At 66.9% G+C, this 26635-nt stretch carries 26 protein-coding genes; 8 read left to right on the plus strand and 18 right to left on the minus strand.

Going from position 1 to position 26635, the window contains the following annotated elements; all coding sequences use genetic code 11:
* Window positions 1-286: 286 nt before the first annotated feature.
* The 6 genes from ACI0FO_RS28460 to ACI0FO_RS28485 form a co-directional block, all read right to left on the minus strand.
* On the minus strand, window positions 287-1663 hold the full coding sequence (locus ACI0FO_RS28460) for a DUF1501 domain-containing protein (RefSeq protein ID WP_416031943.1): 1377 nt from the start codon (window positions 1661-1663) through the stop codon (window positions 287-289).
* Window positions 1660-3174 carry a DUF1800 domain-containing protein gene (locus ACI0FO_RS28465; RefSeq protein WP_416031944.1) on the minus strand — a complete coding sequence of 505 codons (1515 nt, stop codon included), beginning with the start codon at window positions 3172-3174 and terminating at the stop codon, window positions 1660-1662. Before ACI0FO_RS28465 ends, ACI0FO_RS28460 begins: the two co-directional genes overlap by 4 nt.
* Before the next feature lie 101 nt (window positions 3175-3275).
* Window positions 3276-3980, minus strand: a complete 705-nt coding sequence (locus tag ACI0FO_RS28470) for an SDR family oxidoreductase (protein ID WP_416031945.1) — start codon at window positions 3978-3980, stop codon at window positions 3276-3278.
* 130 nt (window positions 3981-4110) lie between these two features.
* Window positions 4111-4563 (minus strand): azurin, encoded by a 453-nt coding sequence (gene azu / locus ACI0FO_RS28475; RefSeq protein ID WP_416031946.1) that lies wholly within the window; start codon window positions 4561-4563, stop codon window positions 4111-4113.
* A 174-nt stretch (window positions 4564-4737) separates the two neighbouring features.
* Entirely contained in the window at window positions 4738-6060 is a 1323-nt protein-coding gene (locus tag ACI0FO_RS28480; protein WP_416031947.1) for a PQQ-dependent sugar dehydrogenase, read from the minus strand.
* A 63-nt stretch (window positions 6061-6123) separates the two neighbouring features.
* Complete coding sequence (locus ACI0FO_RS28485; protein WP_416031948.1) at window positions 6124-6447, minus strand: PepSY domain-containing protein; 324 nt, start codon at window positions 6445-6447, stop codon at window positions 6124-6126.
* Window positions 6448-6628: 181 nt separating this feature from the next.
* Between ACI0FO_RS28485 and ACI0FO_RS28490 the strand changes: the two genes are divergently transcribed.
* Genes ACI0FO_RS28490 through ACI0FO_RS28500 form a run of 3 tightly spaced genes read left to right on the plus strand, consistent with a single transcriptional unit; the run spans window position 6629 to window position 9041 of the window.
* A complete protein-coding gene (locus ACI0FO_RS28490) occupies window positions 6629-6991 on the plus strand; it encodes a PepSY domain-containing protein (protein WP_416031949.1) in 363 nt (120 codons plus the stop codon).
* Window positions 6991-7653, plus strand: coding sequence for a response regulator transcription factor (locus ACI0FO_RS28495; RefSeq protein ID WP_416031950.1), 663 nt, complete (start codon window positions 6991-6993; stop codon window positions 7651-7653). Before ACI0FO_RS28490 ends, ACI0FO_RS28495 begins: the two co-directional genes overlap by 1 nt.
* Window positions 7650-9041 carry a sensor histidine kinase gene (locus ACI0FO_RS28500; RefSeq protein WP_416031951.1) on the plus strand — a complete coding sequence of 464 codons (1392 nt, stop codon included), beginning with the start codon at window positions 7650-7652 and terminating at the stop codon, window positions 9039-9041. Before ACI0FO_RS28495 ends, ACI0FO_RS28500 begins: the two co-directional genes overlap by 4 nt.
* Before the next feature lie 16 nt (window positions 9042-9057).
* Here the strand turns inward: ACI0FO_RS28500 and ACI0FO_RS28505 are convergent, their stop codons facing one another.
* The 4 genes from ACI0FO_RS28505 to ACI0FO_RS28520 form a co-directional block, all read right to left on the minus strand.
* Window positions 9058-9486, minus strand: a complete 429-nt coding sequence (locus tag ACI0FO_RS28505) for a universal stress protein (protein WP_416031952.1) — start codon at window positions 9484-9486, stop codon at window positions 9058-9060.
* 17 nt (window positions 9487-9503) lie between these two features.
* The gene (locus tag ACI0FO_RS28510) at window positions 9504-9929 is read right to left on the minus strand and encodes a universal stress protein (protein ID WP_105558367.1); all 426 of its coding nucleotides are present in this window, start codon (window positions 9927-9929) and stop codon (window positions 9504-9506) included.
* A 138-nt stretch (window positions 9930-10067) separates the two neighbouring features.
* The gene (murI, locus tag ACI0FO_RS28515; RefSeq protein WP_416031953.1) at window positions 10068-10871 is read right to left on the minus strand and encodes a glutamate racemase; all 804 of its coding nucleotides are present in this window, start codon (window positions 10869-10871) and stop codon (window positions 10068-10070) included.
* 115 nt (window positions 10872-10986) lie between these two features.
* Window positions 10987-11916, minus strand: coding sequence for a LysR family transcriptional regulator (locus tag ACI0FO_RS28520; protein ID WP_416031954.1), 930 nt, complete (start codon window positions 11914-11916; stop codon window positions 10987-10989).
* Window positions 11917-12055: 139 nt separating this feature from the next.
* On the opposite strand from ACI0FO_RS28520, the gene ACI0FO_RS28525 reads away from it, so the two are divergent.
* A complete protein-coding gene (locus ACI0FO_RS28525) occupies window positions 12056-12631 on the plus strand; it encodes a chromate transporter (RefSeq protein ID WP_416031955.1) in 576 nt (191 codons plus the stop codon).
* Entirely contained in the window at window positions 12628-13152 is a 525-nt protein-coding gene (locus ACI0FO_RS28530) for a chromate transporter (protein ID WP_310031031.1), read from the plus strand. The genes ACI0FO_RS28525 and ACI0FO_RS28530 overlap by 4 nt, the downstream gene beginning before the upstream one ends.
* 71 nt (window positions 13153-13223) lie before the next feature.
* On the opposite strand, the gene ACI0FO_RS28535 is transcribed toward ACI0FO_RS28530, so the two are convergent.
* From ACI0FO_RS28535 to ACI0FO_RS28565, 7 genes are all read right to left on the minus strand, one after another.
* Window positions 13224-14345 carry a methyltransferase gene (locus ACI0FO_RS28535; RefSeq protein WP_105558371.1) on the minus strand — a complete coding sequence of 374 codons (1122 nt, stop codon included), beginning with the start codon at window positions 14343-14345 and terminating at the stop codon, window positions 13224-13226.
* A gap of 152 nt (window positions 14346-14497) precedes the next feature.
* A complete protein-coding gene (locus ACI0FO_RS28540) occupies window positions 14498-16165 on the minus strand; it encodes an OFA family MFS transporter (protein ID WP_416031956.1) in 1668 nt (555 codons plus the stop codon).
* 117 nt (window positions 16166-16282) lie between these two features.
* Window positions 16283-16540 carry a formate dehydrogenase subunit delta gene (locus tag ACI0FO_RS28545; RefSeq protein ID WP_416031957.1) on the minus strand — a complete coding sequence of 86 codons (258 nt, stop codon included), beginning with the start codon at window positions 16538-16540 and terminating at the stop codon, window positions 16283-16285.
* A gap of 18 nt (window positions 16541-16558) precedes the next feature.
* Window positions 16559-17380: a formate dehydrogenase accessory sulfurtransferase FdhD gene (fdhD, locus tag ACI0FO_RS28550; RefSeq protein ID WP_416031958.1), complete on the minus strand. Its 822-nt coding sequence runs from the start codon at window positions 17378-17380 to the stop codon at window positions 16559-16561.
* A 30-nt stretch (window positions 17381-17410) separates the two neighbouring features.
* Window positions 17411-20287: a formate dehydrogenase subunit alpha gene (gene fdhF / locus ACI0FO_RS28555; RefSeq protein WP_416031959.1), complete on the minus strand. Its 2877-nt coding sequence runs from the start codon at window positions 20285-20287 to the stop codon at window positions 17411-17413.
* Between the two features lie 15 nt (window positions 20288-20302).
* Complete coding sequence (locus ACI0FO_RS28560; protein ID WP_416031960.1) at window positions 20303-21877, minus strand: formate dehydrogenase beta subunit; 1575 nt, start codon at window positions 21875-21877, stop codon at window positions 20303-20305.
* The gene (locus ACI0FO_RS28565) at window positions 21874-22431 is read right to left on the minus strand and encodes a formate dehydrogenase subunit gamma (RefSeq protein WP_416031961.1); all 558 of its coding nucleotides are present in this window, start codon (window positions 22429-22431) and stop codon (window positions 21874-21876) included. The genes ACI0FO_RS28560 and ACI0FO_RS28565 overlap by 4 nt, the downstream gene beginning before the upstream one ends.
* Window positions 22432-22590: 159 nt before the next feature.
* On the opposite strand from ACI0FO_RS28565, the gene ACI0FO_RS28570 reads away from it, so the two are divergent.
* From ACI0FO_RS28570 to mobA, 3 genes are all read left to right on the plus strand, one after another.
* The gene (locus tag ACI0FO_RS28570; protein ID WP_105558378.1) at window positions 22591-23670 is read left to right on the plus strand and encodes a substrate-binding domain-containing protein; all 1080 of its coding nucleotides are present in this window, start codon (window positions 22591-22593) and stop codon (window positions 23668-23670) included.
* A 49-nt stretch (window positions 23671-23719) separates the two neighbouring features.
* Window positions 23720-24835 (plus strand): GTP 3',8-cyclase MoaA, encoded by a 1116-nt coding sequence (gene moaA / locus ACI0FO_RS28575; protein ID WP_416031962.1) that lies wholly within the window; start codon window positions 23720-23722, stop codon window positions 24833-24835.
* 61 nt (window positions 24836-24896) lie between these two features.
* Window positions 24897-25445 carry a molybdenum cofactor guanylyltransferase MobA gene (mobA, locus tag ACI0FO_RS28580; protein ID WP_416031995.1) on the plus strand — a complete coding sequence of 183 codons (549 nt, stop codon included), beginning with the start codon at window positions 24897-24899 and terminating at the stop codon, window positions 25443-25445.
* Here mobA and glp read toward each other — a convergent pair.
* Window positions 25430-26635 (minus strand): gephyrin-like molybdotransferase Glp, encoded by a 1206-nt coding sequence (glp, locus tag ACI0FO_RS28585; protein WP_332007874.1) that lies wholly within the window; start codon window positions 26633-26635, stop codon window positions 25430-25432. The two genes, mobA and glp, sit on opposite strands and share 16 nt — an antisense overlap.

Consider the following 26635-nt stretch of genomic DNA (forward strand, 5'->3'; position numbering starts at 1 on the left):
AAACGGCCATACCGTGATGCTAGAAGTGTTACCTATGTCTCCGAACACCTGTTACCCATGTCCCCGGTCCGTACACGGGCGGTAGGTCAGCATGGGTTGCGCGCGTGGTAGGTCAGCATTCTTCTTCGGATGATCGCGCGCTCCACCCATCCTACAACTCAACGCTATCGCTCCACCCATCCAACTCAACGCGGCGAGCTCGTAGGATGGGTGGAGCGCGAGACTTTTCCGGCCAGCACGCCGATATCAAGCGCGCGCAACCCATCAAGCCCCCATTCTGCCGCGCTCACGCTCGCATGACGTTCAGCGCGTCCGCGTCGAAACGCCTCAGGTTGGGAAACACCAGGCCCAATTCGTCGCGGCTGGCGCCGAACCAGGCGCCCAGCGATGCGCCCAACTGGTCCACCGCCAGCGTCGGCAACAATCGTCCGTTGTCGACAAACCCGGGACCGTCCAACGCGATCTCGGGATGGCTGCCGTAATAGCGGCCCCCGTTGACCGCGCCGCCCAGCACCAGATGATGCGAGCCCCAACCGTGGTCCGAGCCGTTGCCGTTGGAACCCAGCGTGCGGCCGAACTCGGATGCCGTGAACGTCGTCACCTGGTCCGCCACGCCCAGCGATGACAGCGCCTGTTGGAACACCGCCAACGACTGCCCCAGTTCGCGCAGCAGGGCGGGGTGCGTGTCGTTCAGTCCCGTATGGTTGTCGTAGCCATTCTGGGACACGAAGAACACCTGGCGGCGAGCCCCCAGCGCCTGCCTTGCCCCGATGACGCGCGCCACGATCTTCAATTGCTGCGCCAACGGCGAATTGAAATCCCCCGGCACCGCCACATCGGCCAGCGCGGCGCGCAATTGCGTGTCGGCGTTGATCGACTGCGCGGCGATGCGCGACAGCTCGCGCTCCATCAGATGCTCGCGCGGTTGCGTGATCAGCCGGCGCAACAGGGCGGTGCACGCGCTGGAGCCGTACATGTCGCGGTACAGCAGCTCGATCGGCGTCGATCCGTTGATGCCCACCCGATAGCCCGCGACCTTGCGGCCGGCCAGCAGCACGGTGCTGCCGCCGGCCGTGATGCCGGTGAACGTGCGCTGCGCATTGGCGCCGGCGAACAGATCCGTCAAGCGGCCGCCCCAACCCGATGCCGCGCCTTCGGGCGCCAGCGCCTGCCAATACGACTGCTGGTCATTATGAGAGAACAGCTTGGGCGGCAGCGGCACGCGGGCGCCGACGTAATCCGCCTTGGTCGTCGGCGCCATCAGCGGGCCCACGTTCAGCACGATCGCCATCCGGCCGTCTTCATACAGCGGTGCCAACGGCGCCAAGGCGGGCGCCAGGGCAAATTGGGCGCCGCCCGCGGCGGGCGTCTTGCCGCGCAGGGCCGTGGCGCGCAGGGCGTCGCGAGGCAGGGCGATATCCCCTCGGGCAGCGGCATAGGCGCGATACGCGGCGGTGTCGAAGGGCACCACCGTGTTGTAGGGGTCGTTGCCGCCGTACAGGAACACGCAGACCAGCGCCTTGTACGAGGGGGGCGCCGATTGCGCGGCGGCCGCGCCCAGCGCCGCCAGATTCAAGGCCAGCGGCGCGGCGGCGCCCGTGGCGCCCAGCGCGCAGGCGCGCAATAGAAAGGCTCGGCGGTCGGCATCGTGGGATCGCGTCATTTCTGCACCAGATATTCAGGGGTGGCGGCAACAAGCAGGATGGCGGCCCGCACCCGGTCGCGCGGACGGCTGGCGGGCAGGGTGGCCACCGCCTGCGCGATGGCGTCGGCCGTTTGCGCGCTGAATGCGTCGCCCGCCAGCAGCAGCGTCACGCGTGCGACCAGCGCCCGCGGATCATGCGCCAGCGCGATTTCCGGCGCGTATGTGGTCTGCAGGTCTTCCCAGCCGCGGTCGGCATAAATGGCTAGAAAATTCAGGTAGCCCGCGATGCTGGTCTCATCCGTGATTTGCAGCTCTGGCGCCACCAGGTGCCGGCGGGCCAGCTCGGTCACGGGCGGCGTATATCGAGGGCGGAAGAAGTTGAAGACGGTGGCGGACCGCATGGGGCTCTGCGCCAGCCGTATCGTGTTGTCCGTCGTGTCCGGCATGGCCCAGGCGCCGTTGGTGGACGTGGCGCCAAAGGCCCGCGCCCATCCGGAAAAGCGCAAGATGGGTTCGCGCACCTTGCCCCATCCCGGATCGTCCAGGTCGGGGTTCCGCGCTTCAGGGTCCAGCAGGATGGCGCGCACCACCGCTTTCAAGTTGCCCCGCACCCCTTGGCCATCGTCGTCGAATGCGGCGGACACGCGGCGGACATAGGCGGGGCTGGGGTTGCTGGTCACCAGCCGCTGGATCAGCTGCATGCCGATGAAGGGCCCCACGTTCGGATGCGCGCAAATGACGTCCATGGCGCGTTTTAACGACAGGTGCCCGTCGGTGCCCGGCGGGATCACCGTGCCCAAAAATCGTTTTTCCGCCATCGAGTGCAGCGCGTTGTTCAGCGCCATCGGCCGCCGGTGGAATTCCACATCGGTTTCCGGCCCATTGATGTCCCATCCCGTGAACACCTTGGCCAGCCCCTGCACGTCGGCGTTGGTGTACGTTTCGACCGGCGCGCCGTTTACCTGCCGGACCGTGCCGTCCGGCTCAAGTTGCAGCAGGCCGATGCTGAACAGCTGCATGACTTCGCGCGCGTAGTTCTCGTCGGGATGGCGTCCGGTCTTGGGGTCTTCCTTGCGATTGCCGCGATAGGTCAGCATGCAGCCCATCGACAGGTTCTTGGTGACGGCGGTCAGCAGGGCTTGATAATTGCCCAGTGCATGCTCGGCCAACAGGTCCATGAAGCCGGCGGCGCCGAACAGCGGCCAGGACGCCGTGATGGACTGCACCCCCACGACGAAGATCTCGGACAGCGCGAAAGCGACGCGCGTGCGCACCTGGTCTTCGGCGCTGATGAACTTGCGCCACAGCGTCGATTCCAGGGGCGCGTTGATGCCGTTGCCCTTGAAGGCGTCGGTGTTCTTTCGTTGTTGCAGCAACCAATCGAAATGGGTCTGCGAAGGCGGCATCGCCAATTGCGCGTCCAGCCACGCCGCGTACCCGTCGCGCACCACGGCGTCGATCTGGGGCGGCGTGGGCCCGAAGGTGGCTTGCGCAAGGAAGCGCGACGCCTGGCCTGGAGTAACCGTCATCGCAAGCCTCTCGTCCAATGCGAAAACCTACGGTACTAAAAGCGCCGGGCGGGCTTCAATACCGTCATTCGGACGAGAGGCTTAGTCCAAAAGCATGAGGCTCAGACCGAGCGCGTGATGCCCCCGTCGATGCGGATGTTCTGGCCGGTGATGTAGGACGACGCGTCGGACGCCAGGAAGGCGATCAGGTCCGCCACTTCTTCAGCGGTGCCGTAGCGGCCCATGGGGATGCGCACGCGGCGGTCATCCTTTTCGGGCAGGCTGTCGATAAAGCCGGGCAGCACGTTGTTCATCCGCACGTTGTGTTCGGCGTACTCGTCCGAGAACACCTTGGTGAAGGCCGCCAGGCCGGCGCGGAACACCCCGGACGTCGGAAACAGCGCTTCCGGCTCGAAGGTGGCGTAAGTGGAAATGTTGACGATGGCGCCCGACTTCTGCTGCTTCATCACCGGCGCGACCAGGCGCGTGATGCGCACCACGTTCAGCAGGTAGAACTCCATGCCCAGGTGCCAGTCGTCGTCGCTGATCTCCAGCAGGGGGCCTTTCGGGCCGTGGCCGGCGCTGTTGACCACGGCGTCCACGCGGCCCCATTTCTGCAGGGTGGTTTCCACCAGGCGGGCCAGGTCTTCAGGAGAACGGTTGGATCCGGTGACGCCCAGTCCGCCCAATTCCTGCGCCAGGGCCTCGCCCTTGCCCGATGAAGACAAGATGGCCACGCGATAGCCGTCGTCCGAAAGTTTGCGCGCCGCCGCCGCGCCCATGCCGCTGCCGCCCGCCGTCACGATCGCTACCTTTTCCGTGCTCATGCCCGCTCCTTTGCGTTGTCGAGGATGGGCCATTGTAGGAGGGAGGATGGCGGCGCGGGCAGGTTCCCGCGTTGGCCGCAGGGGCGTGGAGCCCGTGCAGGCAAGCGGCGGCATGCCGCCCCACAGGGGGTCAGTCGACCAGCTTCAGCGTGCCCTTCATCAGCGCGAAATGGCCGGGGAACGAGCAGAAGTAGGTGTAGTCGGTGCCAGCGGCAAGCTTGCTGACGTCGAACGTGACGGAATCCGTCTGGCCGCCGCCGATGACCTTGGTGTGGGCGATGACGCGGGCGTCGCCTTTCTTGACGTAATCGTTGTCCAGCCCGGCGGCCATGCCGTCGTTCACGGCGCCCTGCATGTCGGCCGTGGTGGTCAGGACCCAGTTATGGCCCATGACGTTCTTGGCCAGGGTGCCGGGGTGCTTAAGATTCACGGTGAACTGCTTGCAGCTCTTGCTGACCGTGATTTCCTTCTTGTCGAACTGCATCTGGTCATTGCCAGCGATATCGATCGAGCACTCGGCGGCCAGGACCGGGGCGGATGCGACAGCGAGGACCGCCGCGACGCAGAGTTTCTTGAACACCATATTCATGCCTCCAATATTTCGAGGGGAGCGGAAATTTCCGGGCCAGCGCAGCGCGCGGGAACCGGCGATACGACATTCTGGCCCTACTGTACGCCAGAATGCGCGGCGTCACTCGCGGCGGGTTTGACCGAACGCAAGCGGCGTCCATTGCGTTGCGCCGCCTGCCGAAAAACGTCACGGTTTGGGGCTGATGCGCCAGATCACATTGCCCACGTCGTCGGCCACCAACAGGTCGCCCTGGCCGTCCACGGCGACGCCCACGGGACGGCCTTGCGCCTGCCCACTTTCATTCAGGAAGCCCGTCAGCACGTCGCGTGCCTCGCCGTCGGGCGCGCCGCCCGAGAACGGCACGAAGATGACCTTGTAGCCGCTGCGCGGGTCGCGGTTCCATGAGCCATGCTGGCCCACGAACATGCCGCCCGCGTAGGGCGCGGGCAGCCTGGCATGGCCCGACCAGGCCAGCCCCAGCGACGCGGTGTGCGGGCCCAGGGCATAGTCGGGCACGATGGCGCGTGCCACCAGGTCGGGCCGGGGCGGCGTGACGCGCGTGTCGACGTGCTGTCCGAAGTAGCTGTACGGCCAACCATAGAAGCCGCCGTCGCGCACGGACGTCATGTAGTCGGGCACCAGATCGCTGCCCAGTTCGTCACGTTCATTCACGGCGGTCCACAGGGTCTTGCCGTCGGGCGCCCAGGCCATGCCGACCGGGTTGCGCAGGCCGGTGGCGTACAGGCGCTTGGCGCCGCTTGCCACGTCGATTTCCCAGATGGCGGCGCGACCCTCTTCGATCTCCATGCCGCTTTCCGCGACGTTGCTGTTGGACCCCACGGACACGTACAGCTTGCGGCCGTCGGGGCTGGCGATCAGGTTCTTGGTCCAGTGGTGATTGATGCCGGCAGGCAAGTCCGTGACTTTCACGCCCGGCGCCTGGATTTGCATTTGCCCGGATTCGTAAGGAAAGCGCAGGACGGCGTCGGCGTTGGCGACGTATAGCTGATTGCCCACCAACGCCATGCCGAAGGGCGAGTTCAAGCCCTGCAGCAACACGCTGCGGGTCTCCGCGATGCCATCGTGGTCGGCGTCGCGCAGCAAGGTGATGCGGCTGGCGCTGGGCGTGCGGGCGCCGGCGCGTTTCATGACGATGCCGGCGGCCCACGCTTTCAGTCCGCCGGAAGCGCCTTCGGGTTTGGGCGGCGCGTTGGTCTCGGCGACCAGTACGTCACCATTGGGCAGCACATGCAGCCAGCGGGGATGGTCCAGCCCGCTGGCAAACGCGTTGACCGCCAGGCCGGCCGCCGCCACGGGCTGCGCGCCCGCGATCCAGCCGACGGCCTTCGCCGTGTTGACGGTGGGGATCACGGTGGTGTTGGGAGGGGGCAGCTTCGGCGTCGGCCCCATGCCCGCTTCGACGGGCAGGGTGGCGATTTCGCCGCAGGCGCTCAAGGCGGCCAGCGTCAAGGTCAGGCTGGCTGCCGCCAGGATACGCGGGACGGGCATGGTGCGGCTCCAGGGCTATCTACGCGTTCCATCATACCCATACCGCCTGCCCGCCGCGCGCATTCAGTCGTCGAAGCGGCTGCGCGTGACGGCGCCCGATTGCGGATCGACATACAGTTTCACGCGCTGGCCTTGCGGGTCATACGCCTTGACCTCGTAGCCGTGCTTGCTGGAGCGCTCGATCTCGGAAATATTGCGGTAGCCGGCCGCTTCCATCTTGTCGTAGACCTGGCGGATCGTCAGCATCGGCGCGGCGGGCGAGACTGCGGCCGGCGCGGTGGCCGCCGGCGTTGCGGCGGGCGCGGCCTGAGCGTGGGCCGTGGTGCCCGCGACCAGGGCGGATGCGCCGATTGCCAGGGCAGCCAGGGTGTTTTGAATACGCGTCATGATGAATAACTCCTGATTTGAACGGGGGGAATGAAGCGAAAATGCAGGCCGTTGTTGCGACCTTGGGATCATTATTCGGGTTGGCGCATGAACCTTTTCTGAAGCCGCTGTTCATGCCCGGTTCATGCTCGACGCGGTATAAAAGGCGATCCATCCCCCTATTTTTTCAAGAGGCCCGGCATTGCGGCAGTTCTTTTCAACCAAGCCCAAACGCAGCGGCATCCTGTTGTCCAGCGGCGTGCTGGCGCTTGCGCTGATTGCCGGGCCGGTCAGCGGACTGGCCAGCGATAACGATCACGAGCGCGCCCGCCAGGCATTGGAAGCCGGCAAGGTATTGCCGTTGGGCGCGGTGCTGGATATTGTCGAACGCGATTTCCCCGGGCAGGTCGTCAAGGTCGAGTTCGACGAGGACGACGACGAATTCATCTACGAGATCCGGGTGCTGCAAAGCGGCGGAGGCATCCTGAAGCTGAAGATCGACGCGCGCGACGGCGCACTGCTGGCCGTGAAGGGCCGAGACATCAAATTCAAGGACAAGGACTGATGCGCATACTCGTGGTGGAAGACGAACCCACGCTGGCCGGTCAACTGGCCGATGCGCTGCGCGGGGCAGGCTATACCGTGGACCTGTCCGGCGACGGGGAGTCAGCGCGTTTCCTGGGCGACGTGGAAGCGTTCGACGCCGTGGTGCTGGACCTGGGGCTGCCCATCATGGACGGGCTGACCGTGCTTAAGCTGTGGCGCGCCGCCCAGCGCAACATGCCGGTGCTGATCCTGACGGCGCGCGACAACTGGCACGAGAAAGTGGCCGGTATCGACGCCGGCGCGGACGACTACCTGACCAAACCCTTCCACATGGAAGAACTGCTGGCGCGGGTGCGCGCGCTGTTGCGGCGCAGTACGGCGCATGCCAGCGCGCAGTGGCGTTGCGGTCCGCTGATGCTGGACACGCGTCAGGCCAAGGTCACGATCGACGGCCAAGCCCTGACCTTGACCAGCCACGAATTCAAGGTGCTGTCGGTGCTGATGCAGCGCGCGGGCAACGTCGTGTCGCGCACCGAGCTGGTTGAGCACATCTACGCGCAGGATTTCGACCGTGACTCCAACACCATCGATGTATTCATCGGACGCTTGCGCAAGAAGCTGCCGCCCGACACCATCGAAACCGTGCGCGGGCTGGGCTACCGGCTGGCGGCGCAGGGATGAAGGCGGCGCGCGCGGGCATGCTGGGTTCGCTGCGGCTGCGGCTGCTGGCCGGCACCCTGGCCTGGATCCTCGTGTCCGTGGCCTTGGCCGGCTGGGGGCTGGCCAGCCTGTTCCGCCAGCACATCACCCAGCAGCTGCAGGCCGAGCTGACCTTGCACCTGAATCAGCTGACGGCGGCGGTCAACCCCGGCGTGGATGGCCGTCCGCGGGTGGATCCGCCGCCGAACGATCCGCGGCTGGAGCAGCCGCTGTCCGGCCTGTATTGGCAAGTCGACCGGTTGGCCGACGCCGGCCGGCCGGCGCTGATCGGCGCGGCGCGCTCACGCTCGTTGTGGGACCAGACGCTCGAAACGCCGGCGGCTTTGGAACACGCCGCCACGGCCGGCGACCAGGCCTACGACATCGACGGGCCTGCCGGACGTCCGCTCCAGGCGGTGGCGCGGATCCTGAAACCCGCCGAAGAGGACGCGGCGCCGCTGCGCCTGGTGGTGGCGGCCGACCGCCGCGTGCTGGCCGAACCCATCGGCCGTTTCAACCACATGCTGGCCGTTGCCCTGGGCGCGCTTGCGGCCGGTTTGACGGCGGCCGCGGTGGTCCAGGTCGTGGTCGGCTTGCGGCCGCTGGCGCGCTTGCGGCGCCAGCTGGCAAAGCAAAACGCCGGCGGCAGCAGTCATATCGAAGGCCGTTTCCCCAGTGAAATCCAACCGCTGGTCGATGACTTCAACAAGGCGCTGGCGATGAACGCCCAGATCGTGCAGCGCGCCCGGACGCAGGCCGGCAATCTGGCCCATGCGGTCAAGACGCCCCTGACCATCCTGGCCAACGCGGCCGCCCACGAGGGCACCGTGCCGGCGGGTTTGGTAGAAGAACAGGTGGGAATGGCGAACCGGCAGATCGACTATCACCTGGCCCGTGCGCGGGCGGCGGCGGCGTCGGGCGCCGCCGACGGCCGTGCGCCGTTGCAAGACGCGGTGCAGGGGCTGGTGCGCGTCATGCAGCGCTTGTACGCGGACCGTGGACTGCGCATCGGGATCGTGGGAATTTCCCCGGACCTGGTTTTCCGGGGCCAGCAGCAAGACCTGCAAGAGATCCTGGGCAACCTGCTGGACAACGCCTGCAAATGGGCGGCAGGCGAAGTACGCATCACCGCCGAACCGGCAGAGTCGGGGCGTTTGCTGCTGCATATCGACGACGATGGCCCGGGCATCGAGGACCACGAGCGCGAACGCATTTTCCTGCGCGGCGTGCGCATGGACGAGCAATTGCCCGGTTCGGGCCTGGGCCTGGATATCGTGCGCGACCTGGCCGGCACCTACGGCGGCGAGGTCCGCGCCGGACGCTCGCCGCTGGGCGGGCTGCGGGTGTCGTTATGGCTGCCCGCCGCCTGAGCGCCGCCCTGGCGCTTTACTTCACCAGCGTGACCGGCACCTCCGCCAACTGCAGCACCTGATTGGCGACCGAGCCAATCAGGATGTTGGCCAGGGTGCCGTTGCCGCGCGTGCCCATCACGATGCGGGCGCAGCCGTGATCGCGGGCATAGCCGGCGATTTCGGTGGCGGCGTGGCCGAATGCGACATGGCTGGTGTAGTCCACGCCAGCCGCGTCCAGAAGCTGGCGCGCTTCGCTGGCGGCTTCTTGGCCTTCGCGTGCGTAGAACTCGTTGATCATGTCTTGCGTGATCAGGCGCGACAGGCCCGCGCGCCCTTGCGTGGGCGTCTGGACGTTGATCAGGTGGATGCGCGCGGCGTTGGCGCCTGCGGCGAGTTGGCGGGCGTGCAGCACGGCGCGGTTGGCATTGTCGGAGCCGTCGACGGGGACCAGGATGTTCAGCATGGATGCTCCTTGATGCGTTACTTGACCAACGTGACGGGCAATTCCGTCAGGTGCAGGACGCGGGTGGCGACGGACCCCATGAACAGCGACGACACCGAACCCAGCCCGCGTGAACCCATGTAGATTTCGTCGGCGCCGGTTTCGTCGGCGATGCGGGCGATGGTGTCGGCGGCAGCGCCGATTTCGACGCGGGCTTCGAAGGGCACGCCAGCCTTTGACAGCAAGCCGCTGGCTTCCTGCAATGCGGCGCGGCCCTCGTCCTGGTAATACGCGTCAATCTCGGCCTGCGACAGGCCACGGCCGATCTTGCCGGATTTCAGCGGAATCTGGACGCTTAGCAGATCGACCCGTTCGACCGGGTCGTAGGCGCGGGCGGCCAACATGGCTTGTACGGCATGGATGGCGGGTTGCGAGCCGTCTACGGGGATCAGGATGCGCTTCATTGTCGTCTCCTTATTGTGTGCGAGCCGCGAAAGGCGGATTGCCCTACTGTATTCCAATTATTCGCCCGTATTGGCGTCTGCGCGATGCGCGGGATCAAGCCGGTCGCGCGCGATTGCCGCGCGTGGCCGGCCAGCTGGTCAGCGCCAGCGTTCCGGCGTGGATCCCGCATCCATCGGCGCGCCCAGCAAGCGGCTGGCCAGCGTCGCCAGCGCCGGGGCGCTACCAGTGGTCTCCAGGCGTATTTCGCCCGCGCTTGCCCCGCGTAGCAGGCCGCGCTCTTGCAATTGGTGCCGAAGCCAGCGGGCCACGGGCGATCCGGTTTCCAACAGCGGCACGCCGGGGCCGGCCGCCGCCTGGATCGCGTCGCGCAGGAACGGAAAGTGGGTGCAGCCCAGCACCAGCACGTCGGCGCCGGCGGCACGCAATTCGGCCACGGGCGCGCGCACGGCGGCATCGACGCGCGGGCCGCTAAGTTCGCCTTGTTCCACCAGCCCGACCCATTCCGGGCAGGGCCGCAACAGGATGCGCACTTCGGGGGCTTCGCGCTGGACCAGCGCGGCGAACTTGGGGCTGGCCAGCGTGCCGGTGGTGGCGAACACGCCCACGACGCCGCTGTGCGTCAGGTGGGCGGCGGGCTTGATGGCGGGCTCGACGCCGATGATGATTAGGTCGGGATGGCGGCGCCGCAACTGGGCGATGGCCGCAGCGGTGGCGGTATTGCAGGCCACCACCACGGCTTTCGCCTGGCGTGAGACGAAGTAGTCCGTCAGCGCATGCGCGCGCTGTTCGACGAACGCTTGCGTCTTTTCGCCATAGGGCACATGGGCGGAGTCGGCCACGTACAGCAGCGATTCATGGGGCAAGACGTCGCGAATCGCGCGCAACACGCTCAGGCCGCCAACGCCGGAGTCATACACGCCGATAGGGGATTCGGGAAACATGGTCGAAATACGGGCGGGCTGTTTGGGTGGGCAGGGAAGTCGGAATGGACGTCGGGTACGGGCGTCGGACAACGACGTCGGGCAGTGTAGCGCCGCGCCATGGCGCCAGAGCGGGTTACGAGGCTAGCGGGGCCGCTTCGGCGCGGTGGCGGCGCACTTCCTCGATCAGCTTGCGGGTGGCGCCGGACTGGGGCGCGTCGCGCCAGATCAGGTTCAGCGGGGCACGCAGTTCAACCGGCTCTTTCACGCTGACGTACACCACGCCTTCGATGTTCACGCGGCGCAGCGAGGCGGGCACCAGCGACACGCCCAGCCCGGCCGCCACCAGGCTCAGCGTGGACAGCATGCGCGGCGCCTCCTGCGCGATGCGGGGGCTGAAGCCCGACGCGCTGCACGCCGTGATGATGGCGTCGTACAGCCCGGGGCCGCTGTGACGCCGATACAGGATCAGCGATTCCTCGGCCAGTTCGGATAGCGCGATGTGACGGCGCGTGCGGCCCTTGACCGCCGGGTGGTCGGCCGGAAACGCCGCCAGCATGGTTTCTTCCAGCACGGTTTCCTCGATCACGCCGGGGCCGGGGCCATACGCGCCCCGGATGAACGCCACGTCCACGCGGCCTTCGCTGACGGCTTCGCGCAGTTCGCCCGTGCTGCTTTCCTCAAGCACCAATCGGACGTTCGGCGCGCTTTCGCGAAAGCGCCGGATGACCGATGGCACGAAGGGATGGAACGCCGCCGATCCGGTGAAGCCGACCGTCAGCCGGCCGGCTTCGCCTTGGGATACACGGCGCACCCCGTCCACGGCCTGGTCCACCAGCGCGATGATGTTGCGCGCATCGTCGACCAGGGCGCGGCCGCTTTCGGTCAGCTCCATGCCGCGCGGCAAGCGGTGGAACAGCGTCACGCCCAACTCTTGCTCCAGCACGCGGATCTGCTGGCTAAGCGGCGGTTGGCGGATGCCCAGCCGGGCGGCGGCCTTGGTCAGGTGGGATTCCTCGGCCACGGCCAGGAAGTAGCGCAGAAGACGCAGATCGACTGATGCCATATGCAGTGAATATGATTGGTTAGGTAGTCATATATTAGACATTATCTGACGCGAAGAGTAGGCTGACATCTCGTTATTCCTCTATGGGCGCAGCGACGCGCCAGCCTTCGTCCACCGGTCGTTGACCGGCCACAACAACATGAATGCAGCACTTTCCACCCCCGAGGCCGCTGTTGCGCCTCCGCCCACTTGCGGGCAACTGTTCTACGGTTTTCTCATGCTGGGCCTGACGGCATTCGGCGGCGCGTTGCCCCTGGCGCGCCGCATGGTCGTTGAAAAGCACCGCTGGCTAAGCGGCCCGGAATTCACCGATCTGCTGGGCCTGTGCCAATTTCTGCCCGGCGGCAACATCATCAATCTGTCGGTCGCGCTGGGCATGAAGTTCCGCGGCCCGCGCGGTGCGTTCGCGGCGCTGATGGGCTTGATCCTGGCGCCGTCCGCCATCGTCATCCTGCTGGGCATGGTGTACGACCGGTTTCAGGCCGACCCGCACATTCAGCATTTGTTCGCCGGCCTGGCCGCCGCAGCGGCGGGGCTGCTGATTTCGATGGCGGTGAAGATCGGCGTGCCGGTGGTCAAGCGCCGCGACTGGCTGGCAGGCGTGGTGGCCACGGTCTGTTTCGTGGCGATCGCGGTGCTGCGCATCCCGCTGTTGCCCACGATGGCCGTCCTGACGCCATTGAGCATCCTGCTGGTCTGGAGGCAACGTCGATGATCCAGACCCTGATCTCGCTGGCCCTGATCTTCTCGCAGCTGTCCGTGCTGGCGTTCGGCGGTGGAAACACCATCCTGCCCGAAATGCAGCGTCAGGTCGTGGACGTGCACGGCTGGATGACGGCGGCTGATTTTTCCGCGCTGTTCGCTCTGGGCCAGGCGGCGCCCGGCCCCAACCTGATGGTGGTCACGCTGGTCGGCTGGCATGTGGCGGGCGGGTGGGGCGTGCTTGTCACCACCATCGCCAAGTTCGGTCCGTCCTCGCTGATCACCATCCTGGCGCTGGGCTTGTGGGAACGCTTCAAAGACCGCCCGTGGCGCGGTGTGATCCAGGCGGGCATCTTCCCGATGACCGTGGGCCTGGTCGCCGCCAGCGCCGCGCTGATCACCGAGGCCTCGGTGCACACCTGGCTGCTGGGGGCGATTACCGCCGTGGTGGCGTTGTTGGCCAGCACCACGCGCATTCATCCGCTGTGGCTGCTGTTTGGCGGCGCGCTGGTGGGTTTGCTGGCGATCGGGTAGCGCTGCGGCGCTAGCCCATCGCCGCGCGGGCGCCACTGCTGTGACGACCCGCGCGTTGCCCTTGCCGAAGATCAGGCGGCGGCGCCCAATCTCCACAAAGACGTGACTTCCTTCGAGCGCGCTGCGTACAGCGGGTCGCTCGGGTCCTTGGCGCGGGCGTGCGTCGGGCGCGTGTCGATGCGTTCAATGACGCGCAAGCCGGCGGCCTGGATCATTTCCATCAGCTGTTCACGGGTGCGCAGGCCCAGGTGTTCCGCCAAGTCCGACAGGATCAGCCAGCCTTCGCCGTTGGGCGTCAGGTGTTCGGTCAGGCCGTTGAGAAACCCGCGCAGCATGCGGCTGTCGGGGTCGTACACGGCATGCTCGACGGGCGAGCTGGGGCGGGCGGGCAGCCAGGGCGGATTGCAGACGATCAGCGACACGCGGCCTTCGGGGAACAGGTCGGCCTCGACGATATCGACCTGTTTCGCCAGGCCCAGCCGTTCCAGGTTTTCGCGGGCGCAAGCCAGGGCGCGCGGGTCCTGGTCGGTGCCGATGACGCGCTTGCCGCCACGGCGCGCGATCACGGCGGCCAGGACGCCGGTGCCGGTGCCGATATCGAAGGCGACGCCGCCACGTGGCATCGGCGTATTCGCCACCAGTTCAACATATTCGCCGCGCAGCGGCGAAAACACGCCGTAGTGCGGGTGGATGCGGTTGTTCAGGGCGGGAATCTCAACGCCCTTCTTGCGCCATTCAAAGGCGCCGATCAGGCCCAGCAATTCGCGCAGCGACGCCACGTAGGGCTCGTCGGCCGGCCCGTGGACTTCTTCGCAGGCTTGCCGGGCGTCGGGCGCGCGGCGCAGCGAAATACCGTGGCCGGCGTCGAACGGGATCAGCAGCATGCCCAGGATGCGGGCGCGCTGCGACTGGATCTGGCGGTGCTGGTTGAAGGCTTCCAGCAAGGTTTCCACGGGTTTGCGCGGACGCTTGTCCACGCGCCGGGTCATCGCTTGCAGCAGCAGGCGGGCGTTCTGGAAGTCGCCGCGCCACAACAGGCCCACGCCTTCGCAGGCCTGGCGGTACGCCATGTCCGCGGTCAGGGTGTCATCCACCACCACCACGCGCTTGGGCGGCGTCGCGCCGGTTTCAGAGCGCCAGCGGGCGGAATGGGGGACACTATTTTCTTCCCAGTGCAATTCAGGGGCGGTCAACGCGGCGCTCCGGTAGAGACGGGGGGACGGGGCAGGATCATGGGGCAGGAGATAAAAAGAAAGGGCGCGGGCTGCCAATGTAGCAGTTTCGCGCCCTGTGACGTTGCCCGGCGCCCTGGGTGGCCCAGGGCGCCGGGCGGCCGGACCGCCTTCTACTGGAACAGCACGACCGCTTTCTGCAGCGTGATCCAGATGCCCCAGGCCAGCGGGATGCCCACGCAGGCCCAGGCGAACATCACCAGCGCCGCGGGGGTGCGGAACGTGGAGGTGCCCACGCCATGGGTTTCGGCGGCAACGGCGCGTTCATGCGCCAAGGCCTTCTCATGCGCCAGTTCGGCGTCCGTCATGAAGTACTTGGGGTTGACCGGGCGGATCGCCAGGTTGCACAGGAAGCCCAGCACCAGCATGCCTGCCAGGATGTACATGGTGATGTCGTAGACCTGCGCGCGCGGCACGCCGATCGACAACTGGTATTCACGGATGTAGTTAACCAGCACCGGCCCGAAGATGCCCGCCGCCGACCACGCCGTCAGCAGGCGGCCATGGATGGCGCCCACCATCTGCGTGCCGAACAGGTCGGCCAGGTAGGCCGGCACCGTGGCAAAACCGCCTCCGTACATGGACAGGATCACGCAGAAGGCCGCCACGAACAGGGCCAATGCGCCGATATGCGCGGTCCAGGGGATGGCGGAATACAGGACGAAGCCCAGCACCAGGAAGATCAGATAGGTTGTCTTGCGGCCTAGTTTGTCGGACAGGCTGGCCCAGAAGAAGCGGCCACCGATGTTGAACAGGCTGAGCAAGCCGGTAAAGCCTGCCGCGATGGCGGCGATGGCGGCCAGCTGATCCTTGTCCAATTGGCCAAAGCCCAGTTCCGGCTTGTTGATCAGACCCCCGCCGAAGACTTCTTGCAGCAAGGGCGAGGCCATGCCCAGGATGCCGATGCCCGCCGTCACGTTTAAGCACAGAACCAGCCACACCAGCCAGAACTGCGGCACGCCCCAGACGCGCTTCACGTGGACGTGGCCCTTGGTGATCATGGCATTGTTGGCCTGCTTGGCGGGGGCGCTCCAGCCTTCGGGCTTCCAGCCCGTCGGCGGCACGCGGTAGCCCAGCGCGCCGGACATCATGAAGATGAAATACACCGCCGCCATGGTCAGGAAGGTTTGCCAGACACCCGGCGAGGTCGGCGTGGCGAAATGGCGCATCAGCAGGTCGGCCAGCGGCGCGCCGATCATCGCGCCGCCGCCGAAGCCCATGATGGCCATGCCGGTGGCCATGCCGCGGCGGTCCGGAAACCATTTGATGAGCGTGCTGACGGGCGAGATATAACCCAGCCCCAGCCCGATGCCGCCGATGACGCCGGACCCCAGCCACAGCATCCACATCTGGTGCAGGTATACGCCGATGGCCGAAATCACCAGGCCGCCGCACCAGCACAAGGCCGACACCACGCCCGCCTTGCGCGGGCCGGCGCGTTCAAGCCAGCCGCCCCATAGCGCGGCGGAACATCCCAGCAGCACGAAGAACAGGGTGTACATCCAGCCCATCGTGGAAATCTTCCAGTCGCAGCTGGTCGTGAACAGCTCGGCGGCCAGGCTCATATCGGCCGGGCAGGCCAGCGGTTTGGTCCCGCCCACCATCTTGGACAAGGGGATCCAGAACACCGAGAAGCCATAGGCCATGCCGATGCACAGGTGGATGGCCAAGGCGGCCGGCGGGACCAGCCAGCGCGAGAATCCCGGTCCGGCGATGGTGCGTTCTTTATCAAAAAACCCCGGCCTTGCGCCAGGCAGGTCCAGTGTGGCGGTGCTTTCCATGTTGTCTCCTCAGGGGTGCGGCTTTATCGAGCACGCCGACCGGAAATACAACGGTGGCGCGGCTTCTTTTTGAATCCGTCACTGCAGTACTGACTGCGGTAAAGCGGTTGCGCGCGCCTATCCCACGCGGGGCGCCGGCGTCAGGCGCTGGCGGTTCTGCGTGACCGCGTCCAGCACCAGGGGATGCAGCTGTTCTTCGCCGGCATTGCCGTCGGGGCGTTGCGCCAAAAAGCCCAGCAGCTCGTTGCGCATGCGGGGTTCCCAGAACTTGTGGATATGGTTGGCCACGCCTTCCAGCCCTTCGTGCCGGTCCGGCATGGCGTCGAAGAATTGGCCGATGCGGTTGGCCATGCGGATGAGGTTGCCGATTTCCATTGCGTGTCGGGGTCCGGTTCAGGGGATGAGGCGGTCGGGGTGGGAATAAAGCGTGGCGTCGTCGTTGCGCAGGAAGCCCACCAGGCTGACGTTGGCATCCTGCGCCAGCTGGATGGCCAAGGCGGTGGGGGCGGATACGGCTGCCAGCACGGCCACGCCGGCCGCGGCCGTTTTCTGCACCATTTCGAAGCTGGCCCGGCTGGATACCAGCACGATGCCGTCGCCGGCATTCATGGCCTGGCGCGCCAGCGCGCCCACCAGCTTGTCCAGCGCGTTGTGGCGGCCCACGTCCTCGCGCACCAGCGCGACCACGCCGTCGGCGCCCGCCCAGCCCGCCGCATGGGTCGCGCCGGTGATGTCGTGCAGTGCCTGGCGGGCGCGCATGTCGCGCATGGCCGCCAGCACGGATCGGATGCGCACGGGCGACCCGTTGGTGACCGGCGCCACCGGGCGCAGCACCTCGGGCAGCGTCTCCACGCCGCACAAGCCGCAGCCCGTGCGTCCGGCCATGGCGCGTCGCCGCGATTTCAGCCGCACTTCACAGGCGCTGGAGATCTCCAGCTGGATCACGATGCCGTCGCATTGCGGCAGCAGGTCGATGCCGCGCACGTCGCTGACGCTGTCGATGATGCCTTCGGACAGGGCGAAGCCCACGGCGAAGTCTTCCAGGTCTGCCGGCGTGGCCAGCATGGTCGCGTGGCTGATACCGTTGAATTCCAGCGCCACCGGGGTTTCCTCGGCGACGAAGTCGGTTTCGGCGGCGGCGGCGATGGCGCCGCCCCGCACGCGTTTGACCTGGGTCTGCGTGCAGTCGGGGCGGGAAGGCGGGGGCGTGGTCATGGCATCCAGGGCGGTCGTGGCCGGCAGGGGTTACTTCCCGGTCAGCGCCGCTTCGCTTTCGCGCGATCGCTCGCGCAGCAGTTTTTGCTGAATGTCGGCAAAGCGCGACCATTGGCGCTGCCATTCCGAAGGCTGGGACACACGCGTGACCTGCACGGCCGTGACCTTGTATTCGGGGCAGTTGGTCGCCCAGTCGGAGGCGTCGGTCGTGACGACGTTGGCGCCGGATTCGGGAAAGTGGAACGTGGTGTATACCACGCCCGGCTGCACCCGGTCGGTCAGCGTGGCGCGCAGCACGGTTTCGCCCGCGCGGCTTTGGATGCCGACCCAATCGCCTTCGGCCACGCCACGGTCCTCGGCGTCTTGCGGGTGCAATTCCAGCACGTCCTCGCCATGCCACATCACGTTGGGCGTGCGCCGTGTCTGCGCGCCCACGTTGTATTGGGACAGGATGCGTCCCGTCGTCAGCAGCAGCGGGAAGCGCCGCGTGCTGCGTTCATCGGTGGGCACGTACTTGGTGATCATGAACTTGCCCTTGCCGCGCACGAAGGCGTCGATGTGCATGATGGGCGTGCCTTCAGGCGCGTCGTCGTTGCACGGCCACTGCAGGCTGCCCAGCTTGTCCAGCTTGTCGTAGCTGACGCCCGAGAACGTCGGCGTCAGCCGGGCGATCTCTTCCATGATCTCGCGCGGGTGCTTGTAGTTCATGGGGTAGCCCAGGGCGTTCGATAGCGCCACCGTCACCTCCCAGTCCGACTTGCCGTTCTTGGGCTCCATCACTTTGCGCACGCGGGAAATGCGGCGTTCGGCATTGGTGAAGGTGCCGTCCTTTTCCAGGAAGGACGAACCGGGCAGGAACACGTGCGCGTACTTGGCGGTTTCGTTCAGGAACAGGTCCTGCACCACGATGCACTCCATCGCCGCCAGCGACGCCGCCACGTGCTGCGTGTTGGGGTCGGACTGCACGATGTCTTCGCCCTGGCAATACAGGCCCTTGAACGAGCCGGCCAGCGCCGCTTCGAACATGTTCGGAATGCGCAGGCCGGGTTCGGGCTGCAGCGTCACGCCCCAGTCCTTTTCGAACTGCGCGCGCACGACGTTGTCCGAAATGTGCCGGTAGCCGGGCAGTTCGTGCGGGAACGAGCCCATGTCGCACGAGCCCTGCACGTTGTTCTGGCCGCGCAGCGGATTCACGCCCACGCCCTCGCGGCCGATGTTGCCGGTGGCCATCGCCAGATTGGCGATGCCCATCACGGTGGTGGAGCCCTGGCTGTGCTCGGTCACGCCCAGGCCGTAATAGATGGAGCCGTTGCCGCCGGTGGCAAACAGGCGCGCCGCGCCACGCACGGCCTGCGCCGGCACGCCGGTGATCTCTTCCATGGCTTCCGGCGAATTCTCGGGCAGCGACACAAAGTCGCGCCATTCGTTGAACGCCTTCGTTTCGCAGCGCTCGGCCACGAAGGCTTCGTCGATCAGCCCTTCGGTGGCGATCACGTGGGCCAGCGAGGACAGCAGCGCCGTGTTGGTGCCGGGCCGCACCTGCAGATGGAAGTCGGCCTTGATGTGCGGCGAACTCACCAGTTCGATGCGGCGGGGATCGATCACGATCAGGCGCGCGCCCTGGCGCAGCCGGCGCTTCAGCCGTGAGGCGAACACCGGGTGGCCGCTGCTGGGGTTGGCGCCCATCACGATGACGACGTCGGTGTGCATGACCGAGTCGAAGGTCTGCGTGCCGGCGGATTCGCCCAGCGTTTGCTTCAGGCCGTAGCCGGTGGGCGAATGGCACACCCGCGCGCACGTATCCACGTTATTGGTGCCGAACGCCGCGCGCACCAGCTTCTGCACCAGCCAGGTCTCTTCGTTGGTGCAGCGCGACGACGTAATGCCGCCGGCCGCATCGCGGCCGTATTGGCTTTGGATGCGGCGGAATTCGGACGCGGCGTAATTGATGGCCTCGTCCCAGGACACTTCCTTCCAGGAGTCGGTGATGTGCTTGCGGATCATGGGCTTGAGCACGCGTTCCTTGTGCGTGGCGTAGCCCCAGGCGAACCGCCCCTTCACGCAGGAATGCCCGCGGTTGGCCTGGCCATCTTTCCAGGGCACCATGCGCACGACTTCCTGGCCTTTCATTTCGGCCTTGAACCCGCAGCCCACGCCGCAGTATGCGCACGTGGTCACGACCGAGTGCTCGGCCTGGCCCATCATGATGACGGTCTTTTCCTGCAGGGTAGAGGTCGGACAGGCCTGCACGCAGGCGCCGCAGGACACGCACTCGCTTTCCAGGAACGATTGGTCCTGCCCCGGCGACACGCGGGAATCGAAGCCCTTGCCCGAGATCGTCAGCGCAAAGGTGCCCTGCGTTTCTTCGCAGGCGCGCACGCAGCGGTTGCAGACGATGCACTTGGACGCGTCGTAGCTGAAGTACGGGTTGGAATCGTCGGTCTTGGCTTTCAGGTGGTTGGCGCCGTCATAGCCGTAACGCACGTTGCGCAGGCCCACCACGCCCGCCATGTCTTGCAGTTCGCAATCGCCGTTGGCGGGGCAGGTCAGGCAGTCCAGCGGGTGGTCCGAGATGTACAGCTCCATGACGCCGCGGCGCAGGTCGTGCAGCTTGGGCGTCTCGGTGTAGACGACCATGCCGTTTTCGGCCGGCGTGGTGCAAGACGCGGGATAACCGCGGCGGCCTTCGATCTGCACCAGGCAAAGCCGGCACGAGCCGAAGGGCTCGAGGCTGTCGGTGGCGCACAGCTTGGGGATGTTGATGCCGGCCTCGGCGGCGGCGCGCATCAGGGATGTGCCCTCGGCGACGCTGATTTCCTGGCCGTCGATGGTCAGGGTGACGGTTTTTTCCGAGACGCGTTCGGGCGTGCCCAGGTCGCGCTCGCGCTTGATGACGGTTTCTAGCATGTCGGTCTCTCGGGTTCAGGCCGCGTGCGCGGCAGACTGGGAGGACTCGATGCCGAAGTCCTGCGGAAAGTGGTTCAGCGCGGACAGCACCGGGTAGGGTGCCATGCCCCCCAGCGCGCACAGCGAACCGCCCATCATCGTGTCGCACAGGTCGCGCAGCAGGTGCACCTGCTGTTCGCGCTGCGACGCGTCGCCGGTTGCGATCTTGTCCAGAGTTTCGACGCCGCGCGTGGAGCCGATGCGGCAAGGCGTGCATTTGCCGCAGGATTCGATGGCACAGAATTCCATCGCGTAGCGCGCCATGCGGGCCATGTCGACGGTGTCGTCGAAGGCCACCAGTCCGCCGTGGCCGATCATGGCCGAAATCTGAATATAGGCCTCGTAGTCCAGCGGCACGTCCCATTGCGATTCCGGCAGGTAAGCGCCCAGCGGGCCGCCCACCTGCACGGCGCGCAACGGACGCCCCGAGGCGCTGCCGCCGCCGAATTCATAAAGCAGGTCGCGCAGGCTCAGGCCGAAAGCCTTTTCAACCAGGCCTCCCTGTTTCAGGTTGCCGGCCAGTTGGAACGGCAACGTGCCGTGCGAGCGGCCCACGCCGTAGTCGCGGTAGTAGGCCGCGCCCTTGGCCAGGATGATGGGCACCGTGGCCAGCGAGATCACGTTGTTGATGACGGTGGGCTTGCCGAACAGGCCGGATATCGCCGGCAGCGGCGGCTTGGCGCGCACCACGCCGCGCTTGCCCTCCAGGCTTTCAAGCAGGGAGGTTTCTTCGCCGCAGATATAGGCGCCCGCGCCCTTGCGCACTTCCAGGTCGAACACGCGGCCACTGCCGTGCACGTCGCTGCCCAGCCAGCCCACGCTGCGCGCCCGCGCAATGGCGGCTTCCAGCGTGGCGATGGCGTGCGGGTATTCGGAACGCACGTAGATGTAGCCGTAGGTCGCGCCCACCGCCAGCCCGGCGATGGTCATGCCCTCGATCAGTACATAGGGGTCGCCTTCCATCAGCAGGCGGTCGGCGAACGTGCCCGAATCGCCTTCGTCGGCGTTGCACACGATGTACTTTTGGTCGCTGGGCGACCCGGCCACCGTCTTCCATTTGATCCCGGTCGGAAAGGCCGCCCCGCCGCGGCCGCGCAGGCCCGAGGTGACCATTTCGTCGACGATCTGCGCCGGCTCCATTGCCAGCGCGCGCTTCAGGCCGGCCAGGCCGCCGTGCGCGGCGTAGTCTTGCAGGGACAGCGGGTCGATGACGCCGACGCGGGCAAACGTCAGCCGTTCCTGGTGTTTCAGGTACGGGATGTCTTCGGTCAGGCCCAGCCGCAGCGGGTGCACCCCGCCCGTCAGCCAGCCGGCGTCGAACAGCGCGGCCACGTCGTCCGGGGCGACCGGTCCATACGCCACCCGGCCGTCGGGCGTGGCGACTTCCACCAGGGGTTCCAGCCACAGCAGCCCGCGCGACCCGTTGCGCACCACTTGCACGGACAGGCCGCGTTCGTCGGCGGCGCGTTCGATGCCGCGCGCCACCGCGTCGGCGTCCATGGCCAGCGCCGCGGCGTCGCGCGGCACGTAGATGACGACGGGGGCGGTCATGACGAGGCCTCCAGCGTGCGGGTCAGCAGGCGGTCAAGCTTGTCGGGCGTAACCCGGGCATGCGGCTGGCCGTCGATCATCACGGCCGGCGACTGGGCGCACAGGCCCAGGCAATACACCGGTTCCAGCGTGAAGTTGCCGTCCGCCGTGCTGGCGTGAAAATCGCAGCCCAGCGCGGTGCGTGCGTGGGCGGCCAGATGCTCGCCGCCCATCGCCTGGCAGGATTCGGCGCGGCACACTTCCAGCGTGTGGCGCGCGGCCGGCTCGCTGCGGAAGTGGGGATAGAAGGTGATGACGCCATGGACTTCGGCGCGGGACAGGTTGAGGGCCTCGGCGATGGTCTGCACCGCGTCGGCCGGAATACAGCCCAGCTCGTGCTGCACCTCGTGCAGGACGGGAAGCAAGGGGCCGGGCAGGTCTTTCAGCCGGGCGACGATGCGTGCGGTGGCCGCGATGGCCGGGGTGGGGGACGCCTGGGCCGCGTCCAGGGCCAGTTTGCCGCCCCGGGCGCCGCCGCTGGACGCCAAGTCGGATTTTGCCTCGCGCTGATGCACGGTGGTCTCCTCCTGTGTTGCTGGGCCCCGCTGTCGGGGGCGTGGTATCGGGTGGGATCTTGGGATATTTAATATGTTTTTTAAAACATAAAAAAATCCCTTCCACCGCATTATTTGTGTACTCTAGCCCCGTAATTCATTGCCTTCAATAAGAAATAAATGACATATAAGTTCCGTATCGGCTTGCGGGCGCAATGGACCCTGGGCGGCGACGACAATTCCGATCCCGTGCCGCTGCAAGACATGCTGGCCCTGTTGGCCGCCATCGACGCCACGGGCAACATCGCGGGCGCTTGCCGGGCCTGCGGCCTGTCGTACCGGCACGCCTGGGGCGTGCTGCGCCGTTTTGAAGGCATCTTCGGCACGCAGCTATTGATCACCAACCGGCGCCAAGGCACGCAGCTGGCGCCGTTCGCGCAGCGGCTGCTGTGGGCCAACCGCCGCATCGAGGCACGGTTGATGCCCACGCTGGACAGCATGGCGTCCGAGCTGCAAGAAGAACTGGAGCGGCTGCTGCCCGAAAGCGGCCCGCACCTGCGGCTGCACGCCAGCCATGGTTTCGCGGTGGAATCGCTGATGCAGCACATGAGCGCCCGCAAGCCAGGCCTTGAATTGCGCTACCGCACGGCGATCGAAGCGCTGGCCTCGCTAGAGCGCCATGAATGCGACCTGGCGGGATTCCAGGTGCCGCTGGGCGATTTCGAATCGCCCATCATGGAGCGTTATGCGCAGTGGCTGCATGCGGACGAATACGTGCTGATCCATCTGGCCGTGCGCAACACGGGCCTGTTCGTCACCGCCGGCAACCCCAAGCAGATCCGCGGCATGGCCGACCTGGCGCGACCCGATGTGCGCTTCGTGAACCGGCAGATCGGGTCCAGCACGCGCTATCTGGTTAGCCTGATGTTGCAGCGCGCCGGCGTGTCCATCGGCGAAGTCCTGGGCTACGAAACCAACGAATTCACCCATATGGCCATCGCCGCGCACATTGCCAGCGGCATGGCGGACACGGGCGTGGGCGTCGAGACGGCCGCGTGCCGCTTCGGCCTGGATTTCATTCCTTTGGTGCGCGAGCGCTATTTCTTCGCCATCCGCAAGTCGTCGCTGGAGACGCCCGCCATGCAAGACCTGCTGTCCATCATGCGCAGCCCCGATTACGTGGGCTACGTCGGACAACTGGTCGGCTACGACGCCCGGGACACCGGGCGGTTACAAACCTTGGAAGAGGCGTTCGCGTAGGCGTGTCTTGCCTGCGCCGGTATGCCTCGCGCCGGGATATGATGGCCCCATGAGCAAAGTGATTTTCCTTGCCGACCGCCGGTCCGACCGTTCGGCCTGGCCCACGCCCGGCGAACTGCCGCCGGCAGGGCAGCCCGCGCGGGACGCGCGCGCACGCCCGTTGCGCGACCTGCGCATCTCGGTCACTGACCGCTGCAATTTCCGCTGCACGTATTGCATGCCGCGCGAAGTGTTCGACAGCAGCTATACCTTCATGCCGCATTCGGACCTGCTGTCCTTCGAAGAGATCAGCCGGCTGGCCGGCATCTTCACGCAATTGGGTGTAGAGAAGATCCGCCTGACCGGCGGCGAACCGCTGCTGCGCAAGCACATTGAAAATCTGGTGGGCCAGTTGGCCGAATTGCGCACGCCGGCCGGCCATCCGCTGGACCTGACCCTGACGACCAATGGCAGCGTGCTGGCCCGCAAGGCCGCCGCGCTGAAGGCCGCAGGACTCACGCGCGTCACCGTCAGCCTTGACGCGCTGGACGCGGCCATGTTCCAGGACATGAGCGACAGCGGCTTCACGCCCGACGACGTGCTGCGCGGCATCGACGCGGCCGCCAGCGCGGGCCTGGCGCCCGTGAAGGTCAACATGGTGGTGCGGCGCGGCTTGAATGACGGGCAGATCCTGCCCATGGCTGAACGCTTCCGCAACAGCGGCCATATCCTGCGCTTCATTGAATACATGGACGTCGGCAACAGCAACGGCTGGAATCTTGCCGAAGTGGTGCCCAGCCAGGAAGTGCTGGACCGCATTGGCGCGGTCCATCCCCTGGAACCCGTGCAAAGCAGCGAAATGGGCCGCGTGGCCGAACGCTGGCGCTACCAGGACGGCGGCGGCGAAATCGGCGTCATCTCCAGCGTCACGCACGCGTTCTGCGGCGGCTGTACGCGCGCGCGCCTGTCGCCCGAGGGCAAGCTCTTCCTGTGCCTGTTCGCGCACGAAGGGTACGATCTGCGCGCACCGCTGCGCGATGGCGCCACCGACGCCGAGCTGGCGGCCATCCTGTCGGGCATCTGGGGCGCCCGCAACGACCACTATTCAGAACTGCGCGGCCGCAACGCGGCGGCTCCCACGCCGGACCCGGGGCGCAAAGTCGAAATGAGCTATATCGGTGGCTGACACCGCATTGCCGCGCGCGCGCATCGCCGGCCTGATCCTGGCGGGCGGGCAGGGCTCCCGCATGAACCAGCAAGACAAAGGTCTGGTGCTGCTGCGCGGCCAACCGCTGGTGGCGCACGTGGCTAACCGTTTGGCGCCGCAGGTTGATCGCCTGATCGTCAGCGCCAATCGCCATCAGGATCGCTACGCGCAGTACGGGCGGGTGGTCGAAGACGGTGAACCGGCGCTGGGCGCATTCCAGGGACCCTTGCTGGGCATCGCGGCGGGGCTTGCCGCCGCCGCGCAAGAAGACTGGCTGGTGGTGGCGCCTTGCGACACGCCTTTCCTGCCCGCCGATCTGGCCGCGCGGCTGATCCATACGGCCCAATCGGCCCAGGCGCCGCTGGCCTATGCCGCGGCCAACGGCCAGCGCCATTCCGCCTGCATGGCGGTGCGCACGTCGCTGCTGCCGGATCTGCGCGCCTACCTGCTGGGGGGCGACCGCAAGGTGGGCCTGTGGCAGGCCCGCGCGGGCGGCGTCGAAACCTGTTTCGACGACACGCCCGACGCCTTCATGAACGTCAATACGCCGGAAGAACTGGCCGCGGCCGAACGCTACGCCAGCCAGTGACGAAGGTCGTAGTACGGCACGCGGTCCATGTCGTTGATCTGCACGTCGGCCGGCAGGCGCGCCAGGCCCGTCGCCCACGGCATCGAACTGATCACGCCCGACCCCTGATGGCCGTAGGCCACCAGTTCGCCGCTGCCATCCTCGGCCGCGCGGCGCTGGACGCGCAGGAATTCCTCGCGGCTGTCCCGGCGCGGGCGTTCAGTGCGCAAGGGCAACAGACTGACCGGCGGAAAGATCTCTTCGCGGCCCTGCATGCGCCGCACCAGCGGCGACACCAGCATCGCGAACACGGCATAGGCCGACACCGGATTGCCGGGCAGGCTGACGACAGGTTTGCCGCCGATCTGCGCCAATGCCACGGGCTTGCCCGGTTTCATGCGCACCTTCCATAGCGACAACTCACCGCCCAGCGTGGCCAGCGCGGGCTTGACCAGGTCGCGTTCGCCGACGGACACGCCGCCCACGCTCAACACCAGGTCGCAGTCGGCCAGCAGCGTCTTGAACGCAGCCAGCAGATCGGCTTCGGTATCGCGGGCATGCAGCACATGTACGGGCAGTGCGCCCAGGCCGCGCACCAGCGCGGCCAGCATTGGGCCATTCGAGTTGTAGATCTGTTCGGGCGCGCGGGGCATGCCGGGCGGCACCAGTTCGTCGCCGGTGGTCAGGATGCCGACGCGCAACTGGGCCACGACCGACACGCGGGCCAGGCCTTGCGACGCCAGCAATGCCACATGAGCAGCCTGCAGCACCGTGCCGGCGGGCAGCAGCGGCGCGCCGGTCATCGTGTCTTCGCCACGGCGGCGAATATGCTGGTTGGGTGCGGGCTGGCGCGTGATCTCCACAAGGTTGTCGGCTTCGACGGTGTCTTCCTGCATGACCACCGTGTCGGCGCCATCGGGAACCAGGCTGCCGGTGAACAGGCGGATCGCGTGACCGGGCTTGAGCGGTTCGGGCACGTCGCCCGCATAGCACCGCTGTTGAATGGGCAGGCGGCCGCCCGCGCGCCAATCGGCCACGCGCAAGGCGTAACCGTCCATGGCGCTGTTGTCGGCCGGGGGAATGTCCACGGTGGCGGTCAGGTCGGCCGCCAGCACGCGGCCTGCTGCGTCGTTCAGGCCGACGTCTTCATGGCGTTGCAGCGGCCCTGCGGCATTGGCCAGCAGGGTCTGGGCTTGATCGAAATCCAGCAT

The organism is Achromobacter marplatensis, assembly GCF_049060505.1.
GTDB classification, from domain to species: domain Bacteria; phylum Pseudomonadota; class Gammaproteobacteria; order Burkholderiales; family Burkholderiaceae_B; genus Achromobacter; species Achromobacter marplatensis_A.